This window comes from Sinorhizobium sp. BJ1 (genome assembly GCF_002531555.1).
Classification (GTDB): domain Bacteria; phylum Pseudomonadota; class Alphaproteobacteria; order Rhizobiales; family Rhizobiaceae; genus Sinorhizobium; species Sinorhizobium fredii_B.
The window spans coordinates 72,140-92,141 of record NZ_NWTH01000025.1 but is presented as its reverse complement, the minus strand read 5'-3'; the positions used below and the strand labels follow the sequence as shown (position 1 = coordinate 92,141).

26 protein-coding genes are annotated in these 20,002 nt (G+C 64.1%); 10 read left to right on the top strand and 16 right to left on the bottom strand.

Annotated features, from left to right (window positions below; translation table 11 throughout):
* Position 1: 1 nt before the first annotated feature.
* From CO676_RS25540 to traA, 3 genes are read right to left on the bottom strand one after another with little or no spacing between them, the layout of a single operon-like run.
* Complete coding sequence (locus tag CO676_RS25540) at positions 2 to 1,219, bottom strand: conjugal transfer protein TraB (protein WP_280952048.1); 1,218 nt, start codon at positions 1,217 to 1,219, stop codon at positions 2 to 4.
* Entirely contained in the window at positions 1,212 to 1,742 is a 531-nt protein-coding gene (traF, locus tag CO676_RS25535) for a conjugative transfer signal peptidase TraF (protein ID WP_097523138.1), read from the bottom strand. The genes CO676_RS25540 and traF overlap by 8 nt, the downstream gene beginning before the upstream one ends.
* On the bottom strand, positions 1,739 to 5,041 hold the full coding sequence (gene traA, locus CO676_RS25530; RefSeq protein WP_097523137.1) for a Ti-type conjugative transfer relaxase TraA: 3,303 nt from the start codon (positions 5,039 to 5,041) through the stop codon (positions 1,739 to 1,741). The genes traF and traA overlap by 4 nt, the downstream gene beginning before the upstream one ends.
* A gap of 257 nt (positions 5,042 to 5,298) precedes the next feature.
* Here traA and traC point away from each other — a divergent pair, with 257 nt between their 5' ends.
* From traC to traG, 3 genes are read left to right on the top strand one after another with little or no spacing between them, the layout of a single operon-like run.
* A complete protein-coding gene (gene traC, locus CO676_RS25525; protein WP_097523148.1) occupies positions 5,299 to 5,595 on the top strand; it encodes a conjugal transfer protein TraC in 297 nt (98 codons plus the stop codon).
* 4 nt (positions 5,596 to 5,599) lie between these two features.
* Complete coding sequence (locus tag CO676_RS25520) at positions 5,600 to 5,815, top strand: type IV conjugative transfer system coupling protein TraD (protein ID WP_179875645.1); 216 nt, start codon at positions 5,600 to 5,602, stop codon at positions 5,813 to 5,815.
* The gene (gene traG / locus CO676_RS25515) at positions 5,802 to 7,730 is read left to right on the top strand and encodes a Ti-type conjugative transfer system protein TraG (RefSeq protein ID WP_097523136.1); all 1,929 of its coding nucleotides are present in this window, start codon (positions 5,802 to 5,804) and stop codon (positions 7,728 to 7,730) included. The genes CO676_RS25520 and traG overlap by 14 nt, the downstream gene beginning before the upstream one ends.
* A gap of 10 nt (positions 7,731 to 7,740) precedes the next feature.
* Here traG and CO676_RS25510 read toward each other — a convergent pair whose 3' ends face one another.
* Positions 7,741 to 7,968: a hypothetical protein gene (locus CO676_RS25510; RefSeq protein ID WP_097523135.1), complete on the bottom strand. Its 228-nt coding sequence runs from the start codon at positions 7,966 to 7,968 to the stop codon at positions 7,741 to 7,743.
* A gap of 148 nt (positions 7,969 to 8,116) precedes the next feature.
* On the opposite strand from CO676_RS25510, the gene CO676_RS25505 reads away from it, so the two are divergent.
* Positions 8,117 to 8,374 carry a WGR domain-containing protein gene (locus CO676_RS25505; protein WP_097523147.1) on the top strand — a complete coding sequence of 86 codons (258 nt, stop codon included), beginning with the start codon at positions 8,117 to 8,119 and terminating at the stop codon, positions 8,372 to 8,374.
* 139 nt (positions 8,375 to 8,513) lie between these two features.
* Entirely contained in the window at positions 8,514 to 8,792 is a 279-nt protein-coding gene (locus CO676_RS25500) for an HU family DNA-binding protein (protein WP_097523146.1), read from the top strand.
* A 42-nt stretch (positions 8,793 to 8,834) separates the two neighbouring features.
* On the opposite strand, the gene CO676_RS35435 is transcribed toward CO676_RS25500, so the two are convergent.
* Positions 8,835 to 9,005 (bottom strand): hypothetical protein, encoded by a 171-nt coding sequence (locus tag CO676_RS35435; RefSeq protein ID WP_179875644.1) that lies wholly within the window; start codon positions 9,003 to 9,005, stop codon positions 8,835 to 8,837.
* A gap of 113 nt (positions 9,006 to 9,118) precedes the next feature.
* On the opposite strand from CO676_RS35435, the gene CO676_RS25495 reads away from it, so the two are divergent.
* On the top strand, positions 9,119 to 9,313 hold the full coding sequence (locus tag CO676_RS25495; protein ID WP_144340195.1) for a hypothetical protein: 195 nt from the start codon (positions 9,119 to 9,121) through the stop codon (positions 9,311 to 9,313).
* Positions 9,314 to 9,337: 24 nt separating this feature from the next.
* Here CO676_RS25495 and CO676_RS25490 read toward each other — a convergent pair whose 3' ends face one another.
* The 4 genes from CO676_RS25490 to CO676_RS25475 form a co-directional block, all read right to left on the bottom strand.
* Positions 9,338 to 9,655 (bottom strand): DUF736 domain-containing protein, encoded by a 318-nt coding sequence (locus tag CO676_RS25490; RefSeq protein ID WP_097523133.1) that lies wholly within the window; start codon positions 9,653 to 9,655, stop codon positions 9,338 to 9,340.
* Positions 9,656 to 10,179: 524 nt separating this feature from the next.
* Positions 10,180 to 10,608: a hypothetical protein gene (locus CO676_RS25485; RefSeq protein ID WP_144340194.1), complete on the bottom strand. Its 429-nt coding sequence runs from the start codon at positions 10,606 to 10,608 to the stop codon at positions 10,180 to 10,182.
* Positions 10,601 to 10,855, bottom strand: a complete 255-nt coding sequence (locus CO676_RS25480) for a type II toxin-antitoxin system prevent-host-death family antitoxin (RefSeq protein WP_097523131.1) — start codon at positions 10,853 to 10,855, stop codon at positions 10,601 to 10,603. Before CO676_RS25480 ends, CO676_RS25485 begins: the two co-directional genes overlap by 8 nt.
* A gap of 179 nt (positions 10,856 to 11,034) precedes the next feature.
* On the bottom strand, positions 11,035 to 11,352 hold the full coding sequence (locus CO676_RS25475; protein WP_097523130.1) for a DUF736 domain-containing protein: 318 nt from the start codon (positions 11,350 to 11,352) through the stop codon (positions 11,035 to 11,037).
* Between the two features lie 732 nt (positions 11,353 to 12,084).
* Here CO676_RS25475 and CO676_RS25470 point away from each other — a divergent pair.
* The gene (locus CO676_RS25470; protein ID WP_097523129.1) at positions 12,085 to 12,342 is read left to right on the top strand and encodes a hypothetical protein; all 258 of its coding nucleotides are present in this window, start codon (positions 12,085 to 12,087) and stop codon (positions 12,340 to 12,342) included.
* Positions 12,343 to 12,393: 51 nt separating this feature from the next.
* On the opposite strand, the gene CO676_RS25465 is transcribed toward CO676_RS25470, so the two are convergent.
* The 7 genes from CO676_RS25465 to CO676_RS25435 all read right to left on the bottom strand — a co-directional run bounded on the left by CO676_RS25465 (position 12,394) and on the right by CO676_RS25435 (position 18,632).
* Positions 12,394 to 13,320: a zincin-like metallopeptidase domain-containing protein gene (locus tag CO676_RS25465; RefSeq protein ID WP_097523128.1), complete on the bottom strand. Its 927-nt coding sequence runs from the start codon at positions 13,318 to 13,320 to the stop codon at positions 12,394 to 12,396.
* A 324-nt stretch (positions 13,321 to 13,644) separates the two neighbouring features.
* The gene (locus CO676_RS25460; protein ID WP_097523127.1) at positions 13,645 to 14,253 is read right to left on the bottom strand and encodes a hypothetical protein; all 609 of its coding nucleotides are present in this window, start codon (positions 14,251 to 14,253) and stop codon (positions 13,645 to 13,647) included.
* 480 nt (positions 14,254 to 14,733) lie between these two features.
* Entirely contained in the window at positions 14,734 to 15,054 is a 321-nt protein-coding gene (locus CO676_RS25455; protein WP_245424450.1) for a hypothetical protein, read from the bottom strand.
* A gap of 4 nt (positions 15,055 to 15,058) precedes the next feature.
* Positions 15,059 to 15,403: a hypothetical protein gene (locus tag CO676_RS25450; protein WP_097523126.1), complete on the bottom strand. Its 345-nt coding sequence runs from the start codon at positions 15,401 to 15,403 to the stop codon at positions 15,059 to 15,061.
* Positions 15,400 to 16,293 (bottom strand): hypothetical protein, encoded by an 894-nt coding sequence (locus CO676_RS25445; protein WP_097523125.1) that lies wholly within the window; start codon positions 16,291 to 16,293, stop codon positions 15,400 to 15,402. The genes CO676_RS25450 and CO676_RS25445 overlap by 4 nt, the downstream gene beginning before the upstream one ends.
* On the bottom strand, positions 16,290 to 16,766 hold the full coding sequence (locus tag CO676_RS25440; protein WP_097523124.1) for a hypothetical protein: 477 nt from the start codon (positions 16,764 to 16,766) through the stop codon (positions 16,290 to 16,292). The genes CO676_RS25445 and CO676_RS25440 overlap by 4 nt, the downstream gene beginning before the upstream one ends.
* Positions 16,767 to 16,862: 96 nt before the next feature.
* A complete protein-coding gene (locus CO676_RS25435; protein ID WP_097523123.1) occupies positions 16,863 to 18,632 on the bottom strand; it encodes a ParB/RepB/Spo0J family partition protein in 1,770 nt (589 codons plus the stop codon).
* Positions 18,633 to 18,816: 184 nt separating this feature from the next.
* Here CO676_RS25435 and CO676_RS34775 point away from each other — a divergent pair, with 184 nt between their 5' ends.
* The 3 genes from CO676_RS34775 (at position 18,817) to CO676_RS25425 (ending at position 19,789) form a co-directional block, all read left to right on the top strand.
* Positions 18,817 to 19,077 carry a hypothetical protein gene (locus CO676_RS34775; RefSeq protein WP_144340193.1) on the top strand — a complete coding sequence of 87 codons (261 nt, stop codon included), beginning with the start codon at positions 18,817 to 18,819 and terminating at the stop codon, positions 19,075 to 19,077.
* Positions 19,078 to 19,182: 105 nt separating this feature from the next.
* On the top strand, positions 19,183 to 19,506 hold the full coding sequence (locus CO676_RS25430; RefSeq protein ID WP_097523122.1) for a hypothetical protein: 324 nt from the start codon (positions 19,183 to 19,185) through the stop codon (positions 19,504 to 19,506).
* Entirely contained in the window at positions 19,496 to 19,789 is a 294-nt protein-coding gene (locus CO676_RS25425) for a hypothetical protein (protein ID WP_348628076.1), read from the top strand. Before CO676_RS25430 ends, CO676_RS25425 begins: the two co-directional genes overlap by 11 nt.
* Positions 19,790 to 20,002 lie beyond the last annotated feature (213 nt).

Here is a 20,002-nt window from a genome sequence, read left to right as displayed (position 1 = left end):
TTTATGTGTTGAATGCCATGACGACGGGAATGTCGAAGAGTTTGGCCCAGGCGATCACGCTCGCCTTCTGGATCGAAACGATCGCCGTGCCCTTGGTCCACCAGCCATTGCCGGTGGCGACAACGACCGCGGGGGAATACAGCATCGATTGCAGCACCGGCCAGAGGAGGAGCTGCTCGTAGCAGATCAGCGGCGCGATCCGCTCTTCCCCGATCCCGGCCACGGGATTGCCGAAGACATGGGCGCGGGCGCCGCCACCCTGCCCCGTCCAACTCAACCATGGCTGCCACATGGATCCTGGGACCGGCATGCGTTCGCGATAGAGGATCCGCGCCTCGTCGGCGGAGACGGCGACCATGACATTGTCGTAACCCTGGCGTTCGATAACGGCGGCGCCGGCAATGACCGCGATATCGTGACCGCGCAAAGCCTCGCGCCACAGACGCTCGACGGTCGGCGTCCAGAAGCCAAGGGCGCTTTCGGGAAGGACGATGACGCGGTCGTCGCGGTGAGCGTTGCGGAGAACAGTGGTAATCAGGACTCGGTGGCGCGCAAATGACGTGTCGCGCCCCAGAGTTTCGCCCAGTTCGAGGTCGACGCCTCTCCAGCCTTCCGGTAGTCTCGGCGCTGTCCAGGTTGCGGCGGACCAGGCCCAGAAGCCTCCCAGCACCAGTGCTGCGGCGAGCCGGCCTCGCGATGTCATCATTGCGAGGCCGGCGACGGTGGCGGCAAGCCCCCACCAGCCCCATTCGGGAAAGAGCACGCCGGCCGCCGTCAACGGACTTGCCCAGCCGGTGATGCCGAAGGGCGGCAGCCCCATCAGCGCCAGGGCCAGAAGATAGCGCGCCGCCCTTGCCGCATCCGCCGCTTGTCTCCCGGAGGCATCTTCGCGACGACGTTGCGTCCACAATGCCGTATGCACGGTAACGAAGGACGTGGAGGCGACCAGCCAGAGCAGCAGGCCGGGCCAGAGATCGGCGGCATAGAAATTGGTGACGCCCTGCGGCAAGCCGCGCGAGGCGGCAAGGAAATAGCCCGCCGAAACAAACGCCACAATGAGACGTGAGGGCGCCATCGCCCAGAGCGCCGGAAACAGTATGGCGACCGGCAGGAGAAGGACATGACCGCTCCAGCCAATTGCGCCGCAGGCGACGGACGCGGCGACGAGCACAGCGGATCGCCAGCGATCCCATGGACGGTCACCGGGACGATCAGGGATCGAAGGTAAGAACGGGCCGCGCCAGACCGAGAAGGCCGCTTGCCGGAACCGGACCAAAATATCGGGAGTCATAGGAGCTCGCAAAGGATGAGTGAAGAAACAGATAGCCTGATGGCACCACGCCGCCGGGATCGGATATGAGCAGCCTGCCCTCGCCGTCACTCTCCCGGACGGACGAGGCTGCGATCGGGCGCCCATCGATGATGACGTGATCGGTGATCTCGACGCGCTGCCCGGGAAGCGCCGCGACCGTCTTGATCAGCGGCGCGAAACCGCCGGCGCAAAGGCCGCGCCGGAGATAGCCGCGCCGTCGCGCTTCGGCGAATGTTGCGTTTCCCGGCGGGCAGACGAACACGAGATCGCCGGTCCTGACCGGACGTCCCAGCGTCTCGATGCGCCAGAGCCCGAGCGGCTCGCTCGGCGTCAGGTTGACGCGATAACCGCCGACCATGGCGTCCGTGACCATGCCGGCTCCAACGATGATGGACGCACCGACAAACAGGATCGGACCGAACCGTCTCATTGTTTCAGGACCGACGACTGGCGTTGCGTCAGACGCAGGTCCTCCGCCTGTCTGAGCGACTGGACGGTGCGTTCATGAGCGGCGAGTTGCTGGGCCGTGCGCATGACCGGCCAGGCTTCCTTCAACCGTTCCTTCTCCTCGGGCCGCATGCCTTCGGATAGCTTGTCGAAGAGTTTCCCCGAGGGTTCGCGGGCGCTGTTGGTGAGGAGCGTCCGTTCACCGAAGCGCTCGGTGACGGCCTGATTGAACCCGTCGATCTCCAGTTTCGTCTCGCGGTTGCTCAATGCAAACCCAAGCGCCGCGGGCAGATCGTTGCGGTCGATCGCATCACGCACCCGATCGAGCACGAGGCGCGCCGCCGGTGACAGTGCCGGGATGTCGATCGACACGCGCTGTCTCAGCGCCTGCTCGTCCACACGAAGCCGCTGCTGCGCGCTCTCGCGCATGCTGAGATACCGTTCGAGATCGCGTTTCAGCGCCGGCACATTGAGTTCGGCGATACGGCGCGCTTCACGCTCCGCCTTGCCGATGAGAATGCCGGTCTTGCCCCTGAGCGGTCCGATCGACGCCGGCGCGGTCTCAAGCTTTTGGAGGATCTTTCTGGCGCTTTTTCTGTCGGCCAGAACCGAATCGAAGTTCATCGCCCGGAAGGCTGTCTCGGGATCGGCGTAAACATAACGGAAGCGGGCGGACACCTCCTCCCACTGCTTCTTCAAGGCCGGATCGGCGTCGATCCTCTCGCCGATCCTGTCGGCAACGGAATTCTCGAACCGGGTGATGCCGGCGACCATGGGCTTTTCCTCCTGTCTCTGTCGGATGATCGGGGATTGGCGAAGGCCGAGTCGCTCGGCGACGGCGGCGAGCCGCGCCGCGAGATCGGCCAGTTTCGTCTTCTGCCGCAGCGTCCAATCGAGCCGGTCACGCGCAAGCGTGCGCGCCACCGCGACGATCTTCAGGCCGCGCGTTTCGGCAAAGCGAAGCGCCTCGCGGTAGAGTTGGCCGCGCTCGTAATCAAGCGTTGTCTCCTTGGCGTTCTTTCGCGACAGAACTGTCGAAAGACCGCCATTGAAGGCGAAGGACCGGCGCCCGTAATAGAGCTGCAGATCCTCGCGGTGGCGGGTCATCGCCACATAGGTGAGATGCCGATCGAGCGAGAGCGACGCGAGCACCTTGACCTTGTCGACGGTCGCGCCCTGAGACTTGTGGATCGTCGTCGCATAGCCGTGATCGAGATTGTTGTAGAAGCGGCTCTCGACCATCACATGACGGCGGCGATCGCCTTCTCCGACGAGCGCGACGATGCGATTTGGGCTCGCCTCGACGACATGAGCGATCATGCCGTTCTTCACGCCGAGCGATCCCTCATTCTTCAGGAGGACGATCTGGTCGCCGGCGTCGAAGCGGCGTGTCCCCTCAGCGGTCTTGAACACATGTCCTTCGCCGAGGATGCCGCGCTCCACCAGTCTTGCCCGCGCCATGTCGTTCAGCATGCGCACGTCGCGGCGCAAATGCGCGAGCATCAGCATCGACTTTTTCGAATCGTAATCGCGGTTCCAGTCGGCGATCAGGTGTTCGACGGCTTCCGCCTTCAGGGGAGATCCGAGCACCCTGCCCTCGCCCTGATAGGCGGCCAGCGCCTTGTCGACATTGCCGCGGGCGAGATCGACCGAGGCGACCCGCATCCAGTCCTCGCGCTGGCGGTAGATCGTCTCGAGTTCGGCATAACCAATGCGGTCGGCAATGGCGCGGAAGGCCGCCCCCGCCTCGATCGGCTGGAGCTGTTCGGGATCGCCGACCAGAACGATCTTCGCCCCTGCTCTGACCACCGCATCGACGAAGCCCGCCATCTGTTTCGAGGCGACCATGCCGGCCTCGTCCATGACGAAGACGGTCTTCGCGTCGAGCGTATCGCGTTGCTGTTTCCAGCGCAGTTCCCAGGAGGCGAGCGTACGGCTTTGAATGCCCGCTTCCTTCTCCAGACCTTCCGCTGCCTTGCCGGCGAGCGCGCCCCCGACGACGCGGTATCCGGCGAGTTCCCATGCTTCGCGCGCCGCCTCCATCATCGTCGTCTTGCCCGCACCCGCGCGGCCGACGACCGCGGCGATCCGGGCGGGTCCGGCAAGGCGCTCGATCGCGGATTTCTGTTCTTCCGAGAGCCGCTCATGCCGCCGGAACGTCGCATCGAGTATCGTCCTGGAGACTTCATGCGTCTCCTTGTCCGACAGCCAGATCGCCTGGCGCGCCATCGTCGCTTCCAGCTTGATCATCGCCCGCGTCGTATAGCGCGCCGGCACCCTGGCGCCGGTGGCAAACTCGACCGTGTCGCACTGCAAACGCAGCACCATGGGATCCTGGATGATGCGCGCCATCAACTGCTGGAAGATCGCCGGATCGTCGACATAGCGATTGAGGATTTTGGCGACGTCTTGGTTCTCGAAGACGCTCTTTTCGCGCGTGATCAGGTCGAGCACGATGGCGGGATTGCGAAGGATACGGCGGGCGTTTTCCGCGCGGCGCTGCTCGTTGAGTTCGATCCGTTCCAACTCCGGCCGAACACCCTGGCTCTCGGCCTTGCGCTCGATCGCCTTGGCGCCGACGCCGATATGGATGGTCTGTTCGAGATCGATCCCCTGCTTCTCGTAGGAGCGGCCATCGACGGTGAGTTCAATGCCGCCGAGCGCCAGATGATGGTTCAGACGCTCGAACCATCCGTCGCGCAGGACGTTGAAATCCTCTGTCGAACCGGCCCAGAGCTCGTAGAGGATCTTTCCGGATTTGGTGCGGACCGGCTGGCCGTCGTCGCCGATGACTGCGACCTTCTTCGCCCCGAAGCCCTCCTCTGTCAGCGGCCTCAAGGTCGTCATCAGGTGGATATGCGGATTTCCCGGATTGTCGTGGTAGACCCAGTCGGCAACCATGCCCTTCGCCAGCACGTGCCTCTCCACGAAATCCCGCACCAGCGCGACATTCTGTTCGGCCGAGAGCTCCAGCGGCAGCGCGATCGTCAGGTCGCGGGCGAGCTGTGCGTCGGAGCGCTTCTCGAAAGCCTCGACCCTGTTCCAGAAGGCTTCCGAAGCTCCGGCGACCGAGCGGTCGGCGATCAGCATCCGGGCCCATTTCGGGGCATCGGCGGGAAGCGAAAACTCCTCATGCAACAAGCCCTGTTTCCTGGTGTAGTCGATGGTGCGGGCCTCGCGCTCGTAATCCATTTTGGCGCAATGCCGGTAGGCCGCAGACAGCACGGCACTGCGGCCGGAACCGCGGCTGACGATGCTGGCTGAGAAATGGGCGATGGCCACGGCGCGACAAACTCCCGGTTTGGAACCACGTTCGTCCGGAGCGGCGGCCAGCGGCCCGCCAGGGCCTGGAAAGCAAGCACGTCGCAACCGCGACGTATAATTGCGCCCTTGGATGCCGCTCCTTCGGAACGGCCGGGATCATGCTCCAAAGGATCGGCTTTGCCGATGTGCAGATCTGCACATTTCCTCAAGTGCGCATTCGGGAGAGACTGGGCGTCGCTGAAGCAACACCGCAACCATCAGGAGATGCCACCGGAATGAAAAAGCCGTCATCGAAAATCAGGGAAGAAATCGCAAAATTGCAGGACCAGCTGAAAGCCGCCGAGACGCGCGAGGCCGAGCGGATCGGCAGGGTGGCGCTGAAGGCCGGTCTCGGCGACATCGAGATCGAGGAGGCCGCATTGCAGGCCGCCTTCGAGGAGATCGCAAAACGCTTTCGCGGAGGCAAGGGTGATGCGACCGGGAAGAGACATGGCGGTGGCGACAAGCCGGATCACGGCTCGCCCGCGACGTTCGCGCCTGGCGCGGCTGCGGGCAGGCCTGGCGAGGCTTGAGCGGATGGCGAAGGTGATGAAATCAGATGCGCGGAAAAAGGACACGCGCGAAAAAATCGAGCTTGGCGGGCTGATCGTCAAGGCAGGGCTGCGCTACGAGAAGCGCGCGCTGCTGCTCGGCCTGCTGATCGACGCCGGGCGCAGGATCCGGGGCAATGAGGCGGAGCGGTCACGCCTGACCGCAATCGGCGCGGAGGCCTTCGGTCATGACGGCGAATAGAACCCTGCTCCTCATCCTGCCGGGCACGATCATGCTCATCGCGATGTTCGCAACGTCAGGCATGGAGCACAAGCTCGCGGGCCTCGGAACCAACGCTGAGGCAAGGCTGATGCTCGGACGCGCCGGGATCGCCCTGCCCTATGTCGCCGCGGCCGCGATCGGCGTCATCGCTCTCTTCGCCGCGAACGGATCGGCCAACATCAAGGCGGCGGGCTTCAGCGTGCTTGCCGGCAATGGCGCGGTGATCGCCATCGCGGCGGTCCGCGAGACAATGCGGCTTGCGGGCATCGCGGGCAGCGTGCCGGCGGGTCAATCGGTTCTCACTTACACCGATCCGGCGACGATGCTGGGTGCTGCAGCGGCACTCTTTTGCAGCATCTTCGCCCTGCGCGTTGCAATCAAGGGCAATGCGGCTTTCGCGCAAGCCGGGTTACGCCGCATCGTCGGCAAACGTGCCGTGCACGGCGAGGCCGACTGGATGAAGATGGCCGAGGCCTCAAAGCTCTTCCCCGACGCCGGCGGCATCGTCATCGGCGAGCGCTACCGCGTCGATCGCGACAGCGTTGCCGCCATGCCGTTTCGCGCCGACGAACCGCAAGGCTGGGGGACGGGCGGCAAGGCGCCGCTTCTTTGCTTCGATGGCTCCTTCGGTTCCTCGCACGGCATCGTCTTTGCCGGCTCCGGCGGCTTCAAGACGACATCGGTGACGATCCCGACCGCGCTCAAATGGGGCGGCGGGCTTGTGGTCCTGGATCCGTCGAGCGAGGTCGCGCCGATGGTCGCCGAGCACCGACGCAAGGCCGGCCGAAAGGTGATCGTTCTCGATCCCTCAACGTCCGGCGTCGGCTTCAACGCGATGGACTGGATCGGCCGTCACGGCAACACGAGGGAAGAGGATATCGTCGCCGTCGCCACCTGGATCATGACCGACAATGCGCGCACCGCGTCCGCCCGCGACGATTTCTTCCGGGCGTCCGCCATGCAGCTCCTGACGGCGCTGATCGCCGACGTCTGCCTGTCCGGCCATACCGACGACAAGGACCAGACGCTGAGGCGCGTGCGCGCCAATCTCTCCGAGCCGGAACCGAAACTGCGCGAGCGCCTGACGCGCATCTACGAACAGTCGCAAGCCGACTTCGTGAAGGAGAACGTCTCCGTCTTCGTCAACATGACGCCGGAGACGTTTTCCGGGGTCTATGCCAATGCGGTCAAGGAAACCCACTGGCTCTCCTACCCGAACTATGCCGGGCTGGTGTCGGGCGACACATTCTCGACCGACGATCTCGCCGACGGCCAAACCGACATCTTCATCGCGCTTGATCTCAAGGTGCTCGAAGCCCATCCGGGCCTGGCCCGCGTCGTCATCGGCGCGCTGCTCAACGCCATCTACAATCGCAACGGAAACGTGAAAGGAAGAACGCTCTTCCTGCTCGACGAGGTGGCGCGTCTGGGCTACCTGCGCATTCTCGAAACCGCCCGCGACGCCGGCCGCAAATACGGCATCACGCTGGCGATGATTTTCCAGTCGATCGGCCAGATGCGCGAGGCCTATGGCGGCCGCGACGCAACCTCGAAATGGTTCGAAAGCGCCAGCTGGATTTCGTTTTCGGCGATCAACGATCCCGAGACCGCCGACTACATCTCGAAGCGCTGCGGCGACACCACCGTCGAGGTCGACCAGACCAATCGTTCGTCCGGCATGAAGGGGTCGTCGCGGTCGCGCTCGAAGCAGCTCAGCCGACGGCCGTTGATCCTGCCGCACGAGGTCCTGCGCATGCGCGCCGACGAGCAGATCGTCTTCACATCGGGCAATCCGCCGCTTAAGTGCGGACGCGCCATTTGGTTCAGGCGCGAGGAGATGAAGGCCTGCGTCAATCCGGGTCGGTTCTTCCGCGACAGCAGAGACAAGCAGTAGTGCCGCAGCTTCAGGATGCGTCGGCAGGCGCGTCTTCGAGGAGCCCGTCAAAGACTTCGAGAAGCGCATTTGTGATCGCCTGCCCCAGTGCATTGCCAGCCGCCCGTACATCGTCCTCCGTACCGTCACGCGCTGCCCTGGCGAGCTCAAAGCCTTGTTCGCCGACGATCTGCTTGGCAACTTCAATCGCCCAGAGGCCGAAGTCGCCGCGGCTGCCGATTTGTACAGTCTCTTCCACGATCTTCTCCCAAAAATATCTGCCGCGCGACTTACAGTTTTGTCGAGCCGAAGGCCACGGAAAACACATCAGGAAGATGAATCGATGAGCCCTGAGCGATTCAAATAAGTTGTTGGACGCCGCTTTGTCGGGAAGCGACAATCCGGCCATGGAGAAAAAGGCTACAAACCCGGTGCATCTTCATCGTATCGACGCAACACAAAACATGCGCCGCTTCTATGCGCTCTCAATCCAGCCGACGCTCTTTGGCGGCGCCTCGGTCATCAGGAACTGGGGCCGGATCGGAGCGAACGGCCAGATGATGATGGAGACATTCGACAGCCAGAAGGACGCCGACAAGGCGTTCTCACGCCTCGAGCGGACGAAAAGAAAGCGTGGCTATCGCGACGTCGTCCGCGCTGATTGACCGCGCCGTTACAGCCAAACCCGATGTTTCCTGTGGTTCTCGGGGCGTTTGCGGGCACGCCTCGAGCTTCACCCCTATCCTCGGACCATCTTCTTCGTCATACCGGATGGATAAACCAGAAGGAGGGAACCATCCAATCCTGACGACCACCAACGAAATCGCCGACAAGATCGCATCCGAGCAGAACCTGACCAAGGCGCAGGCCAAGGCGATCGTCGAAAGCGTGTTCAAGCAGATCACCGATGCGGCACTGGCAGGCTCCGAGACGTCCATACCTTCGTTCGGAAAGTTCAAACTCAAGGCAACGCCGGAACGCGAAGGCCGCAACCCGGCAACAGGTGCTGCGATCAAGATCGCCGCGTCGAAGAAGCTGACGTTCGCGCCGGGCAAGGCGGTCAAGGACGCGCTGAACGGCTGAGGCGAATTCGCTGCCGTTTCCGGCAGCATGAAGGAAGCCTCCTCAGAAGGGAGGCTCCGCGCTCAAGCGGCCGTCCTGCTCGGCCTCTATGACCGCAAGCTCTGCCCACGCCATCTCCAGCTCCGCCGCAATCTGGCGGCGTTCGCCTGCGTCGACGGCATTGCGCAGTTCAGCCCGAAGCTGTTCGATTTGCATTTCGAGGGACATCGTCATCGTTCGTCTCCTTGACGTTTCGTGAAAGACGACATCGGCGGTCGGGGAGACGGGACAGGGTCAAGCATCGCCAAAGGCGACCGGCGGAGCCGGCGAGTGGGGGAGCCGATTTCGTGTTGGCGGCTTTGGCCGTCAATGCGAAATTGGGGGTACCGCTCGTGCTTCGACGCTTTCCCGGCTCTCCGGCACGATCGGTCAATCTGAGCAGACTTCTCCTCTCCGTATGGCACCCGAAAAAGCCGGAGGCGGGCTCGATGCCCGCGGCCGGCTTCATCATGCGGCACAAGGAAAAGAGCCCCGCCGTGTGAGGCGGAGCTCTTCGGGATGCGGGCTCAGGCCTCGCGCTTGGGGCGGTTCCAGATGAGGGCGTATTCGCCGTCGGTCTCGCCCGGCCAAAGGGCCGCGGTGATCGGGGCATTGAAGCTGGGATCGTCCAGCTTGACCGAGATATATTCCTCGCCGTCGTTGGAGACCGCCTTCCAGCCGGCGCCGACCTCGACACCATTGCCGGCGGTGATGCGGAAGTCCGGGGAGTCGCGAGAGACGCGCTCGATCGGGTTCAGGCGGGCCCTCATGCTGACGGTGAGCGTGCGCACCGTGCCGACGATCGAGTTGTTGCCGTTGGTGGTGAATTCGCCGATGACTGCCATTGTCGCGTTCCTTTCCGGTTGTTCGGGCTGCGCCGGTCGCGGCCTCGATGACGGTGTAAGGACCGGGGGCGATCGACACTGCACCCGCCGGGCCGAAACGTCAGTGAAGGACGGCCGGGAGCGGCTTTCTTGGTCGCGCGAGGAATGCGAACCTGTTCGCAGGGGAAGAAAGCAGCGGACGGCCGTTGCGGACGAGGCGATCGAGACGAAGGCGTCCTTCGGTCACACCAGATCCATCGAGGTCGCGTCGGTGTGGCCAGCTCGGGGTGGATGGAATGCGACGACGTCAGCCGGATTGACGATCATCCGCCATCAGGCTGCGCAACATTCGTGCCTATGCTCATGCCCTCGTCAGCGCTGCAGGCCCGCTCCCGCCCTCGATGCCATCGCCGACGTCCTCGGCCGCATCATCGTTGCACCGGAAACCAAACCGCGCATGCTCGACGGATTATTCGCCAAACAGGTCGCGAGGTCAGTCACGGGCTTGGCGTGGCGTTGAAGAGGCTCGTTCAGAACGGCCGACTTCAGCGCTTGCGTTTCGCGATCTGGATCTTCCTGGCACGGATTGCGTCGGCAACCGTCTTGATGACCAGGTCCATGAACGGTTTGCTGAACTTGCCATAGGTGATCGTCAGCGGGTCGTAGCTGACAGGTTCGACGTGAAAGGACCCCGGAAGCACGTCCGCATTGGCGTCATCGAGAATGAGCCAGGTTGGGCCACGACCTTTGAGCGCCAGACGCTTGCGCTCGGTATCGGGTACCTTGATTGCCAGCCGGTCCGGTCCAGGCTCCTTCGTCGTCAAAGGGAAGAGGACGACGCTCTTGCCGTCGGATGTGACCGGGACGACGACGCAGGCGGGCCGCGCCTTTCGGCCGCTTTCCTCGCCGCGGTCATGTTGATGTGTCCAGAGATAATGATAGGAAATGACGAGGCCGGTTTCGGGATCAATCATCGTTTGCGCCATCGTTTTCGATGGAATCGGCAAGTGCTAAGAGCCCGTCCTCGATATCGTCGGGCATGGTGTCGAGAGAGAAGGCACGGCGTTGATCCTGTTCGCCGCGCAGGCGGTCATAATCCTCGATCGCCATGAGAACGAACTTCGGCTTCTTGTGATGGGTGATAAACACCGGCTCGCGCCGTGCCGCGGTGGTCACGTCGCCGACATGCTTGTTGAGATCAGCGGTGGTGAATGATTTCATAGCGGCCTCGATCCAGAATATCCATAATATCTATATAGTCGAAAGTCACCTCCATATCCAGCCCGGAGCGAGACCCGAAAAAGCCGGAGGCGGGCTCAATGCCCGCGGCCGGCTTCGCCATGCGGCACAAGGAAAAGAGCCCCGCCGTGTGATGCGGCGGAGCTCTTCGGGATGCGGGCTCAGGCCTCGCGCTTGGGGCGGTTCCAGATGAGGGCGTATTCGCCTTCCCTTTCGCTCGGCCAAAGGGCCGCGGTGATCGGGGCATTGAAGCTCGGATCGTCCAGCTTGACCGAGATATATTCCTCGCCGTCATTGGAAACCGCCTTCCAGCCGGCGCCGACCTCGACACCATTGCCGGCGGTGATGCGGAAGTCCGGGGCGTCGCGCGAGACGCGCTCGATCGGGTTCAGGCGGGCCTTCATGCTGACGGTGAGCGTGCGCACCGTGCCGACGATCGAGTTGTTGCCGTTGGTGGTGAATTCGCCGATGACTGCCATGGTCGCGTTCCTTTCCGGTTGTTCGGGCCGCGCCGATCGCGGCCTCGATGACGGTGTTAAGACCGGGGGCGATTGACGCCGCACCGCCTGGCGGCCGCAACGCATGTGGAGGACGGCCGGGAGCGGCTTTCTTGGTCGCGCGAGGAATGCGAACCTGTTCGCAGGGGAAGAAAGTTGCGAGCGGTCGTTGCGGTCAAGGCGATCGAGACGAAGGCGTCCTTCGGTCACACCAGATCCATCGAGGTCCGCGTCGGTGTGGCCGGTTCTCTGCCGGATGGAACGCGATACCGGCAACCGGGATTGACGATCATCCGCCAACAGGCTGCGCAACGTTTGGCGCCATGCTCACGCCCTTGTCACGTCGCGGCCCCGCTCCCGCCCTCGACGCCATCGCCGGCATCCTCGGTCGCATCACCATCGCACCAGGATCGAAAACGGCGCATGGTCGACGATAGCTCCCTCGGCCGGCGAGGCTCTCGGGTTCGCTGGCGAAACAGCCGTTCACTGCAGCTTCATCCTCATGCCGGCCAGCCAAGCGGGATAGAGCGTCTCGCCTCTGGAGACGGCTTTAAGCGCCGCTACGGCCCGCCAAAAGCCGGGCCTCACCCGGTCAGTGTCGGCGGCCGCTCGCGGTGCCGTATCAACCGGCTCGCGGAACCGGTCAAAAGACGCAAGAATCGTGATAAAAGTCTCGGCGACAGAAGACGAGAACCGGCGAAGCAGGATGTAGCGATGCTGAACACCGATACCCGCCAGGCGAACTGGCGGCGCGCCAATCCGGCAAAATACGACGCCCACCTTGCCGTGCAGCGCGCCGTGAAGGCGGGCGAACTGGAGAAGCAGACATGCGAGGTCTGCGGGCTGGAAGCGGTCGATGCCCACCACGATCAATACGACGAGCCTTTGAAGGTTCGGTGGCTGTGCCGCCGGCATCACACCAGGCTCCACCACTATGGCGAGGACATGTTTCCGGTGCGGGAGCGTCCTTAACAGGAGGTCGACCGTATCAGGGAGGACCCGAGCCCCCCCTTCGATATCCGATCAGGCCGCATCCCGGCTGGTCTCTTCATTCGGCTGAAGCGCGTGAAGATAGTTGACCGCACGCTGGGCATGGGCGGCTGCGGCGAAGATTGCGCGCTTGTCGGAGCCGAGGATGGCGGCCCAACTCTGGATGTAGGCGGCGTGGTCGGGACGCGGATCGAGTTCCGGCACGATCCCGAGATCGGCGCAAAGCATCGCCGACCCAAGCTCGGCCACCATTTCCTCGAAGGCCCTCTCCCGGCGATCCTTGTGGTAGCGACTGAGGTCCCTGTTCAGCCGGCCAGGAGCCGCAGTCCAATGCAGAGTCTCATGAGATCTGATCGCGACCATTGAGGCCATATCCCTGAACAGTTCTGGCCTCGGCAATTGAATGTGGTCTGTGGAGGGGGAGTAATACGCCTTGTCACCGCCATATCTAACCACTGCGCCTGTGTTATCCAGGAAGCGATCCGCATGTTCGATGCGCTCGAGCGGTTTCGCGACCGGTTCCGGATGACGGTAGTAGTGCTCCGGCAGGGCCTCTATTTGATCGCAATTGAAGACAGTGTACGCCTTCAGGAACGGGACATCGCGCTCGATCTCGCCGCCGCTCGCATCCTTTTCGGTCCTGGTGAAGCGGCTGGCATAGACGACCGTCGCGCCGCTTTCGCCCTTGCGCACGTGGGCGCCGAGCTCATTTGCCTGGCGTAGCGTCATCCATGTTGTCGACTCAAAACCGCTGGCGACGCTCTCGGACCAGAGAAGCAGGACATTCAGGCCGGTATAGGGTTGGCCGTTATGCCGGAGCGGCCGGCTCACGCGGCCGGTCAGATTTTCAGCCCTCCAGGGCCTGACCCAGGGGCGCACACCCTTCTCAAGATCGGCAACGATCCTGTCGGTGATGCGCGCGTAGATGTCTGTGCGGGTGTTTTCCGATTTCCTGCTCATGGTTCTCATACCTCCGTGTCGGGGAGGCCGCGCCGATCGCGGCCCCGTCGCGAAGGGCCAAAAGCAGGAGCGATCGGGCGGCAGGCGCACCGAACGGCCGGAACGCATGTGGAGGACGGCGACAGCCGTTGCGCCTTGCCGCCGGCTCCTGCAGGACCGGCGAACGGGACGGGACGCGATACGCGTGTCTCGTTCATCTTTTTCCCTTCTTGCGTTTGTTTTCCCGGCGCCCGGCAATAACGGCCACGAAAAAGGCCGCCTTCGGAAGAAGACGGCCTCGATGCGGATGGGTCAGGGCGGAGCCGTAGCTCCGCCGATATCGCCTCAGTCGAAGGCCGACATCTGCGCTTCGGCCGCCTTGCGGTCGAGCCTGTCGCCGGGATTGTCGACCGGTCGGTCAAAGGGCTTCCACGCCTCGCCAACGATCTGCTCGTAGGCGGATACGGCACCTTCGGCAGCCATCCGGAGCGCATGGGCCTGAATGCCCATGTCGGCAGCGAATTCTCGTTTGCGCTGCGCATTGCTGTCGTAGCCGACCGGGCCGAGATCGTCCTCGCGATCGTCGCCCGCACCCTTGGCGGTGGCGTCGCGCGCCTCGGTGACGGCGCGGGAATAGAACTGTCCGGCGCCATGGGCCGATCCGACATAGGCGCCGACGATACGCTGGAGATGGATCTGCATCGCCCGTTCGCCGAGCCCCTCGGAGAGACCGGTGGCGGTCGCGACGATCAGGCGTTCATGCATGTCGCGGATACCGTCGCTGTCGAGGATCGCGGTCCCGAAACTTTCGGCGATGCGGAGCGCCTGGCCCTCGTCGGGGCATGTGAGGCGGACCATTTCGAGGGTCGCGCCCTTGCGGAGCTGGACCACGCGCGCTGAAGAGCGGTCAGTCGGCCGGTTCGGTTGACGGGAGGCGCTTGCGGGCTTTGCCATGGCGGTTTCCTTTTCTGGCTTTCCGAAGCGGTTCCGGCCCCCTGGCCGGTCTGTCCTTCGGTGCGGTCGAAGAGAACCGGCGCCAGCCGGGCGGTTCAGGGTCCGGGCGGGCCAGATCGAGCGAAGACGGTATGCGGGCAAGCGGGACCAACGGTCCTGCGCCGATCCCGCGGGCCTGCTTTGCGACGAGCGGCATGACCGGCCGCCTCGCGGCGCGCAAGCGGCCTTGAACCGAACGGGCGCCGGTTCAGACCGCAGCAAAACCGAAGGACAGACCGGCCAGGGGTAATCGGGTCCAGATGCCATGGGGGACAAGGAAACCAGTCGTGAACGCGCTACACCTTGTCATCCCCGACGCCGGCCACGTTTTGTGGGGGCGCCGCGGTCGCAGCTTTCGCCGAACCCGCGCCGGGCAGCCGATAGGACTGCAGCCAGGTCGGGCCATGGGAATTGCGCAGACCGCGAAGGATCCCGCCATCGTCATGGGGCGCGCCGCCCATCCAGACATTGCTCAGAACGTTCTTCCAGCGCCGGCCGTGTCTTGCGGCATAGGCCTGCAGCGCCGTCTGCTGCTCCGGGTGTGAGTGGCGGAAGCCGATCGCGCTTCGGCAGGCGCCGCCGCGTTTCCGGCACGCCGTCGGTACGAGCGACTTTCGCGGCAATCAATCGCTTGAGCTCGGCCACACCGGCGTCGAGGCAGGCCTTACCCTCCAGATGATGGAACTGCCGCCAGAAGGCGGCGCGCTCCTGAGATGTCGGACCGATACCGGCCTCGCGTTCGAGATCTCCGATCGTCGCCATGGCGCTAGGCCTCCCCCCGGTTTTGAGCCTGATGCTTTGCGGCGCCGAAGTTTTCACGAAAGGCGCCTATCGCGGCCTCCTGTCGTGCGAGCTTGCGGGAGAGTGCATCGATCTCCGGCTGGCGCTCGGCGGTGATGGCGGCGAGATTGGATCGATAGCGGGCGAGGAAGGCGTCCGGTTCGGGCGGCCTGCCACGGCGATATCTCGGCCGGCGAGCCCCAAGCGACGGGATCAGGGCCGTCATTTTGCGGATGATCTGGCGCTCGACCATGTCGAGCTGGTGCCGGGTCTGCCGGCAGGCCTCTTCCATGCGGCGCAACCGCGCCTGACGATCGATGGAGGGGATCATGGCGTGCTCCTCCCCACCCATGTGACGAAGCTCGACCGGCCGTCATAGGCGGCATGCCGCGCCTCGTCGATGACGAAGCCGAACCGCCCGACCTGGTATTCGGTGGACGCAACCAGGAAGCGCCGTTCTTCGACATGAGCATCACGCCTTCCGCCGCGCGTCGCAATCACCTCGGTCATGCCGGGATGATGATCAGAGCGAAGTGCGGATATCACGACCCAGTCGCCGGCATGTTCGCGTTCGAAGGCGCGCCGGTCCTTCACATGAGATTCACCAGCCGCAAGGACCGTGCCGGTGATCGTTTCCCAGGCATCGGGCTGCCAATCCTTGAGCGTTGCTTCCGCCGAACGCCGCTCGATGCTGGTGAAGAGGTCGGGAAAGGTGATGGCGACGGCCGCCCAGGACGAATCTTCCTCATAGAACCCGTCCTGTGAACGAAGCAGCGGATGGACTTTTTCGTTACGCTCTGGCGAAAGCGAGAAGCCGCCATGGCCTGCCGTGGTGTGGGCAACAACGCCCTCCGCATAGAGGGTGGCGCCTTGCGACGGACCCCACGGCGTACTGCAGGCGATGCGGACGGTCCGGCGTGCGAGCGCCCGGAGCTCGCGGCAATGCTCGGCCTGCTCGATCATGCGGGCGCTGAAGGCGGCCTCATCCTCGATCGAACCATGGTACGAATAGAAATCGTCGCGGCTGAGCGCGGCAAGCGGCCGCGAAACGCGCCAGGCGCTCGCCAGCAGATGCCGGCCATCGCGCGATGGCAGCATGGCGAAGACGAGATCGCCGACGCGCGCAACGGCGATGCCGTCGGCGGCGCGGTCGAATTCCACGCCAGCAACCTTGTCGGTACAGACCTTGCGAGTTTGCGAGGGGATGGAGATCGGATTCATGGTGCGGTCCTCCCGTCATCAGCCTTTGCGTCTGCCTCGCCGGGCGTCACCTCCTCGAGCACGGCGCTCGGGTAGCGATGAGACCGCAACCAGGTCTCGGCGGCCTGCCGGTCTTCGGCGAGATGGAGCAGCTCGCGCGCTTCACCGGCGCGGTCGAAGATGCGCACCGCGCCGTGCGATGGGCGCTCGAGGATCTTGAAGGTGAGATCGGAGTCGAGCCCGAAGGTCCGGTGGAGGGTGACGAGGATGGTTGACTTGCCGCCGATGTCCTCCTGATGGAGCGTGAAATACCCCGGCGACGTGTAGCTGCCGAGCTTGCGCGGCCCTTCCTTGCGGATGAGCCGGCCCTGGCTGTTTCTGGTCTGCCAGGCGGCGAGCTTCTTGTGGAAACGCTCCGGCGGGCGGGGTGTGCCGTCCGACCAGGACACGAGGGAGCCGATCGGGACGAGATCGAAGATCAGGGACGCGGACATGAGAAAGCCTCCAGTTCCGGTTTTGCGTTGATGGAAACGAAAGCGCCGCCGGGGCGGCCGGCGGCGATCGTCATTCGGGAGGGAGGTGCGTTGGAGCTATTCCGCCGCGATGCCGTAGGCCGCCTCAAGCTCATCAGGCGCTTCATCGGGCACGTCGCCGGACGGGTCGTCGGTGTCGACGGTAGGGGTCGGCCCGGTGTCGACGCTGTCGGCGCCATCATTGGCGGCGCCACCCTGGCCGGAGGCGCCATCGGCGTCCGGCTCATCCGCATCGGGCTCATCGGCGTGGCCAATCAGATCGACGATCTCGCGCGGGTCGGGCGCGAAGAGAGCGGCAGGGTGGATGAAGGTCGCTTCGCCCTTGAAGTGCTCGACAAGCGCTGTCCGCGTGCCGCGCACCCGCGGCTGCGGCTGCAGGCTGACTTCCCTGGCTGCGGTCTCGAGCGCCTGTCGCGACAGGCACAGGAGAAAGTCTTCCGTCCCCATGTTCGGAAGGTATCCGTCCGCGCCGATCGCCGCGCCGGCAATGCGCGAGACGACACCGCTGTTCGACATGCCGCGCCGGCATGACAGAACCTCGACCAGCATGGCGCGTGCAGCAACCCGCACCGTCTGCAGGTCGAAGCAGAGACGTCCGTCCTCGTCGAGGAGCCGCGCCGCATGGCGCTTGAACCGCCTGGGACCAAACACATGGTCGCTGGCGCCGGTGTCGACCCGGACATTGAGGCCCGCGAAGGCGAGCACGAGCAAGGCCATCAGCGTGTCGTCCTCGATCGGCGCCCGGCCGAGCGCCTCGTGCAGCGCGTCGGTGCGGAAATCGCCGATCATGTCGTGGCCCTTCTGGGTGACCTCGGGGCGGGACTTGGCGACGGTATCGGCATCATCGCCGTCAGCGGTCGCGTCATTGACGGCCGAGCCGGTTTGGCCCTTGGCCGCTTTCGGCTCCGGCATCCGGTAATGCACGCTCTGCACCTTGCCGTCGCGGTCGAGATAGAGGCCGGTGTGGTCGCCCTTGCCCGGCTTGCCATACACGCGCTCGGCCTTCTTCGGCAGTTCCGGCTGGCCCCAGCTGTTGACCTCGACGATCGCGCCCTTCTTCGGAAGGTTCGCCGTCATCCATTCCTGCTGGGCGCCGAGGAAGGCCTCGACATTGGTGGTGTAGCGATTGTCCTCGTCGGCCGGACCGAACAGGTCCTCGGCCCACTCGATGCCATAGGCGGCGCGCAGATCCTCATCGAAACTGGCGTCGCGGGCATACATGCGGGTCTTCGACAGGGCATTGGCGATCTGCCACCAGGCGGCTGTGTCACCCTTCTTCGGCTTCTGCGCCTTCCAGACTTCCTTCTGCTCATCGAGTGCGGCAGCCGCGATGGTGCGCAGCTGCTGTTCGTTCGGCATGTCGCCCTTCGCCATCTGGTCGAGCATGGCGGGAAGCACGTTGGCGAGCAGGCGAAGTTTGCGGATCTGTCGAACCGGCAGCGCCAGCGCCATGGCGATCGCCTCCTCGGTCCAGCCGAGCGCCACAAGCCGTTCCGTGCCGCGCCATTGGTCGATCGCGTTGAGCGGCTCTCTCGCGATGTTTTCGATCATCGAGCGCATGGCGCCGTTGTCGTCGGCGGCGTCGGTCACCAGCACCTCGATCTCCTCGAGGCCGGCGGCGATCGCCTGTTTGACACGGCGGTGGCCGGCCTGGATGATGTAGCCGTTGCCGCCATCGGTTTCGGGCGAGATGACCGGCGGCTGGATGATGCCGACGGCTTTGACCGTCGCCAGCAGCAGCGCATCCGCCTGCGGCGATGATTTCGAGCGGCGGGCGTCATCGGGATTGTCCTTCAGCGCGCGCGGGTCGAGTTTGAGGATCTGCATGGGATTTGCTCCTTTAAGGGTTCCGGAGCGGCGGTTGCCGCCCCTTCCGTCTTCAGTTTTTCCGAAGACACTTCCCGGACCGCAGGGCTACGACACGGCGCAACTGCGCCCGAGCAGCCCTGGCCGTCAGGGCGAGCGGGGCAAAGCCTTGCGAGAACGACGGGTCGGGTTGAGGAGGGGGCGGTTGAGCGAAAGCATCGCCGGGAAGGCCGATCTGCGAGCAGCTTTCCCTTCTTTTTTCCTTTCCGTCCCTGTGTTTCATATCGCTCACAGAGCGGCACAAGGCCACCGATCGGCGCACACCCGACGGGAAGATCGTCGCCCGGCGGTTGAAATCATCGCCTTGAGGATGGCAAAAGAACGCGGGCTGATTGCATCGAGAATCACCCCCTCACGGCTCGGATTGTGCGTCTGCGCCATCGGTGATCGCTTGAGAAGGAGATGATGAGGATTGTCTACCAATGGCGATGGCATTGGGCGAAAGCGCGAGCCTCATGATTGCGCTTCAAGCTCGAGGCGGCCCCTGGGGCTTGCGCAGGCCTACGTGACCATGATGACCAACCAGATCCTTGGCAATCCGCTTGAGAGCGAAACGCCGACGGCCCGCGTAAAGCTGATCGGTTTGATGACGCTGATCGGCGTCCTGCACAGCGAAGATCCAACCATCACGCTGACCCGGATTATGGAATTGACCGGCCTCACCAGGAGCGTCCTTGCTCAGGACGTGAACGCGCTCGTGCAAAGAGGGCTTCTGATCGAAACCATGGGGAACAACTCGATGGGGCGCGGATTGGCCCGGCAATTCCAACTATCGCCTGCCGTCGTCAAGACGCTCGGCATGATCATGGGGGAGCCGGTCCGAGATGCGAGATGAATCCGAGGAATTATCGAAGACGCTTGCCTGGACCTGCGGCATGATCGTGCAAAGCCGGCCTGAGGACCGCCAGCGTATTGCGCTCGCTTATGGCGAGGCGCAAGATCTGGTCGCTGGCATCCCGAAGGACGACGGCGATGCAAGGCCGCGCATCCTCGCCTGCTTTGCCCGGTCCGATGCCTATCGCGCCGAAGACGACGTCGCCTGCGTCGGCTGGATTCTGACCGCGATCCAGGAGCGGGTGAACGAGCGCGACCTCCCCCGACTGGCGCCAGTTGCGTAAGGTCATCAACAAGGCCATCAAGCTGTTGCCGCTGCGTGAAGCCACGATGCATTGAACGGCAATGTCAGGAAGAGCGGCGAACGCTCCGGTCGCGAATACGTCACCTAGTTGGAGATGAGCCTGAATTCGGCATGGGCAAAAAAAGAGGGCCAGCGGAAGCCGCGGCCCTTTGAAGTGTGAAGGTCAATAAACCTCCAGAGGGGAACAGCTGGT

What these genes read in the sequence shown, in the direction of transcription:
- traF (WP_097523138.1), bottom strand. Translation starts at nt 1,742, where the DNA reads ATGAGACGGTTCGGTCCGATCCTGTTTGTCGGTGCGTCCATCATCGTT.
- traC (WP_097523148.1), top strand. Translation starts at nt 5,299, where the DNA reads ATGAAAAAGCCGTCATCGAAAATCAGGGAAGAAATCGCAAAATTGCAG.
- CO676_RS25520 (WP_179875645.1), top strand. Translation starts at nt 5,600, where the DNA reads ATGGCGAAGGTGATGAAATCAGATGCGCGGAAAAAGGACACGCGCGAA.
- traG (WP_097523136.1), top strand. Translation starts at nt 5,802, where the DNA reads ATGACGGCGAATAGAACCCTGCTCCTCATCCTGCCGGGCACGATCATG.
- CO676_RS25505 (WP_097523147.1), top strand. Translation starts at nt 8,117, where the DNA reads ATGGAGAAAAAGGCTACAAACCCGGTGCATCTTCATCGTATCGACGCA.
- CO676_RS35435 (WP_179875644.1), bottom strand. Translation starts at nt 9,005, where the DNA reads ATGACGATGTCCCTCGAAATGCAAATCGAACAGCTTCGGGCTGAACTG.
- CO676_RS25490 (WP_097523133.1), bottom strand. Translation starts at nt 9,655, where the DNA reads ATGGCAGTCATCGGCGAATTCACCACCAACGGCAACAACTCGATCGTC.
- CO676_RS25485 (WP_144340194.1), bottom strand. Translation starts at nt 10,608, where the DNA reads ATGATTGATCCCGAAACCGGCCTCGTCATTTCCTATCATTATCTCTGG.
- CO676_RS25480 (WP_097523131.1), bottom strand. Translation starts at nt 10,855, where the DNA reads ATGAAATCATTCACCACCGCTGATCTCAACAAGCATGTCGGCGACGTG.
- CO676_RS25475 (WP_097523130.1), bottom strand. Translation starts at nt 11,352, where the DNA reads ATGGCAGTCATCGGCGAATTCACCACCAACGGCAACAACTCGATCGTC.
- CO676_RS25470 (WP_097523129.1), top strand. Translation starts at nt 12,085, where the DNA reads ATGCTGAACACCGATACCCGCCAGGCGAACTGGCGGCGCGCCAATCCG.
- CO676_RS25465 (WP_097523128.1), bottom strand. Translation starts at nt 13,320, where the DNA reads ATGAGCAGGAAATCGGAAAACACCCGCACAGACATCTACGCGCGCATC.
- CO676_RS25460 (WP_097523127.1), bottom strand. Translation starts at nt 14,253, where the DNA reads ATGGCAAAGCCCGCAAGCGCCTCCCGTCAACCGAACCGGCCGACTGAC.
- CO676_RS25455 (WP_245424450.1), bottom strand. Translation starts at nt 15,054, where the DNA reads ATGGCGACGATCGGAGATCTCGAACGCGAGGCCGGTATCGGTCCGACA.
- CO676_RS25450 (WP_097523126.1), bottom strand. Translation starts at nt 15,403, where the DNA reads ATGATCCCCTCCATCGATCGTCAGGCGCGGTTGCGCCGCATGGAAGAG.
- CO676_RS25445 (WP_097523125.1), bottom strand. Translation starts at nt 16,293, where the DNA reads ATGAATCCGATCTCCATCCCCTCGCAAACTCGCAAGGTCTGTACCGAC.
- CO676_RS25440 (WP_097523124.1), bottom strand. Translation starts at nt 16,766, where the DNA reads ATGTCCGCGTCCCTGATCTTCGATCTCGTCCCGATCGGCTCCCTCGTG.
- CO676_RS25435 (WP_097523123.1), bottom strand. Translation starts at nt 18,632, where the DNA reads ATGCAGATCCTCAAACTCGACCCGCGCGCGCTGAAGGACAATCCCGAT.
- CO676_RS25430 (WP_097523122.1), top strand. Translation starts at nt 19,183, where the DNA reads ATGATGACCAACCAGATCCTTGGCAATCCGCTTGAGAGCGAAACGCCG.
- CO676_RS25425 (WP_348628076.1), top strand. Translation starts at nt 19,496, where the DNA reads ATGCGAGATGAATCCGAGGAATTATCGAAGACGCTTGCCTGGACCTGC.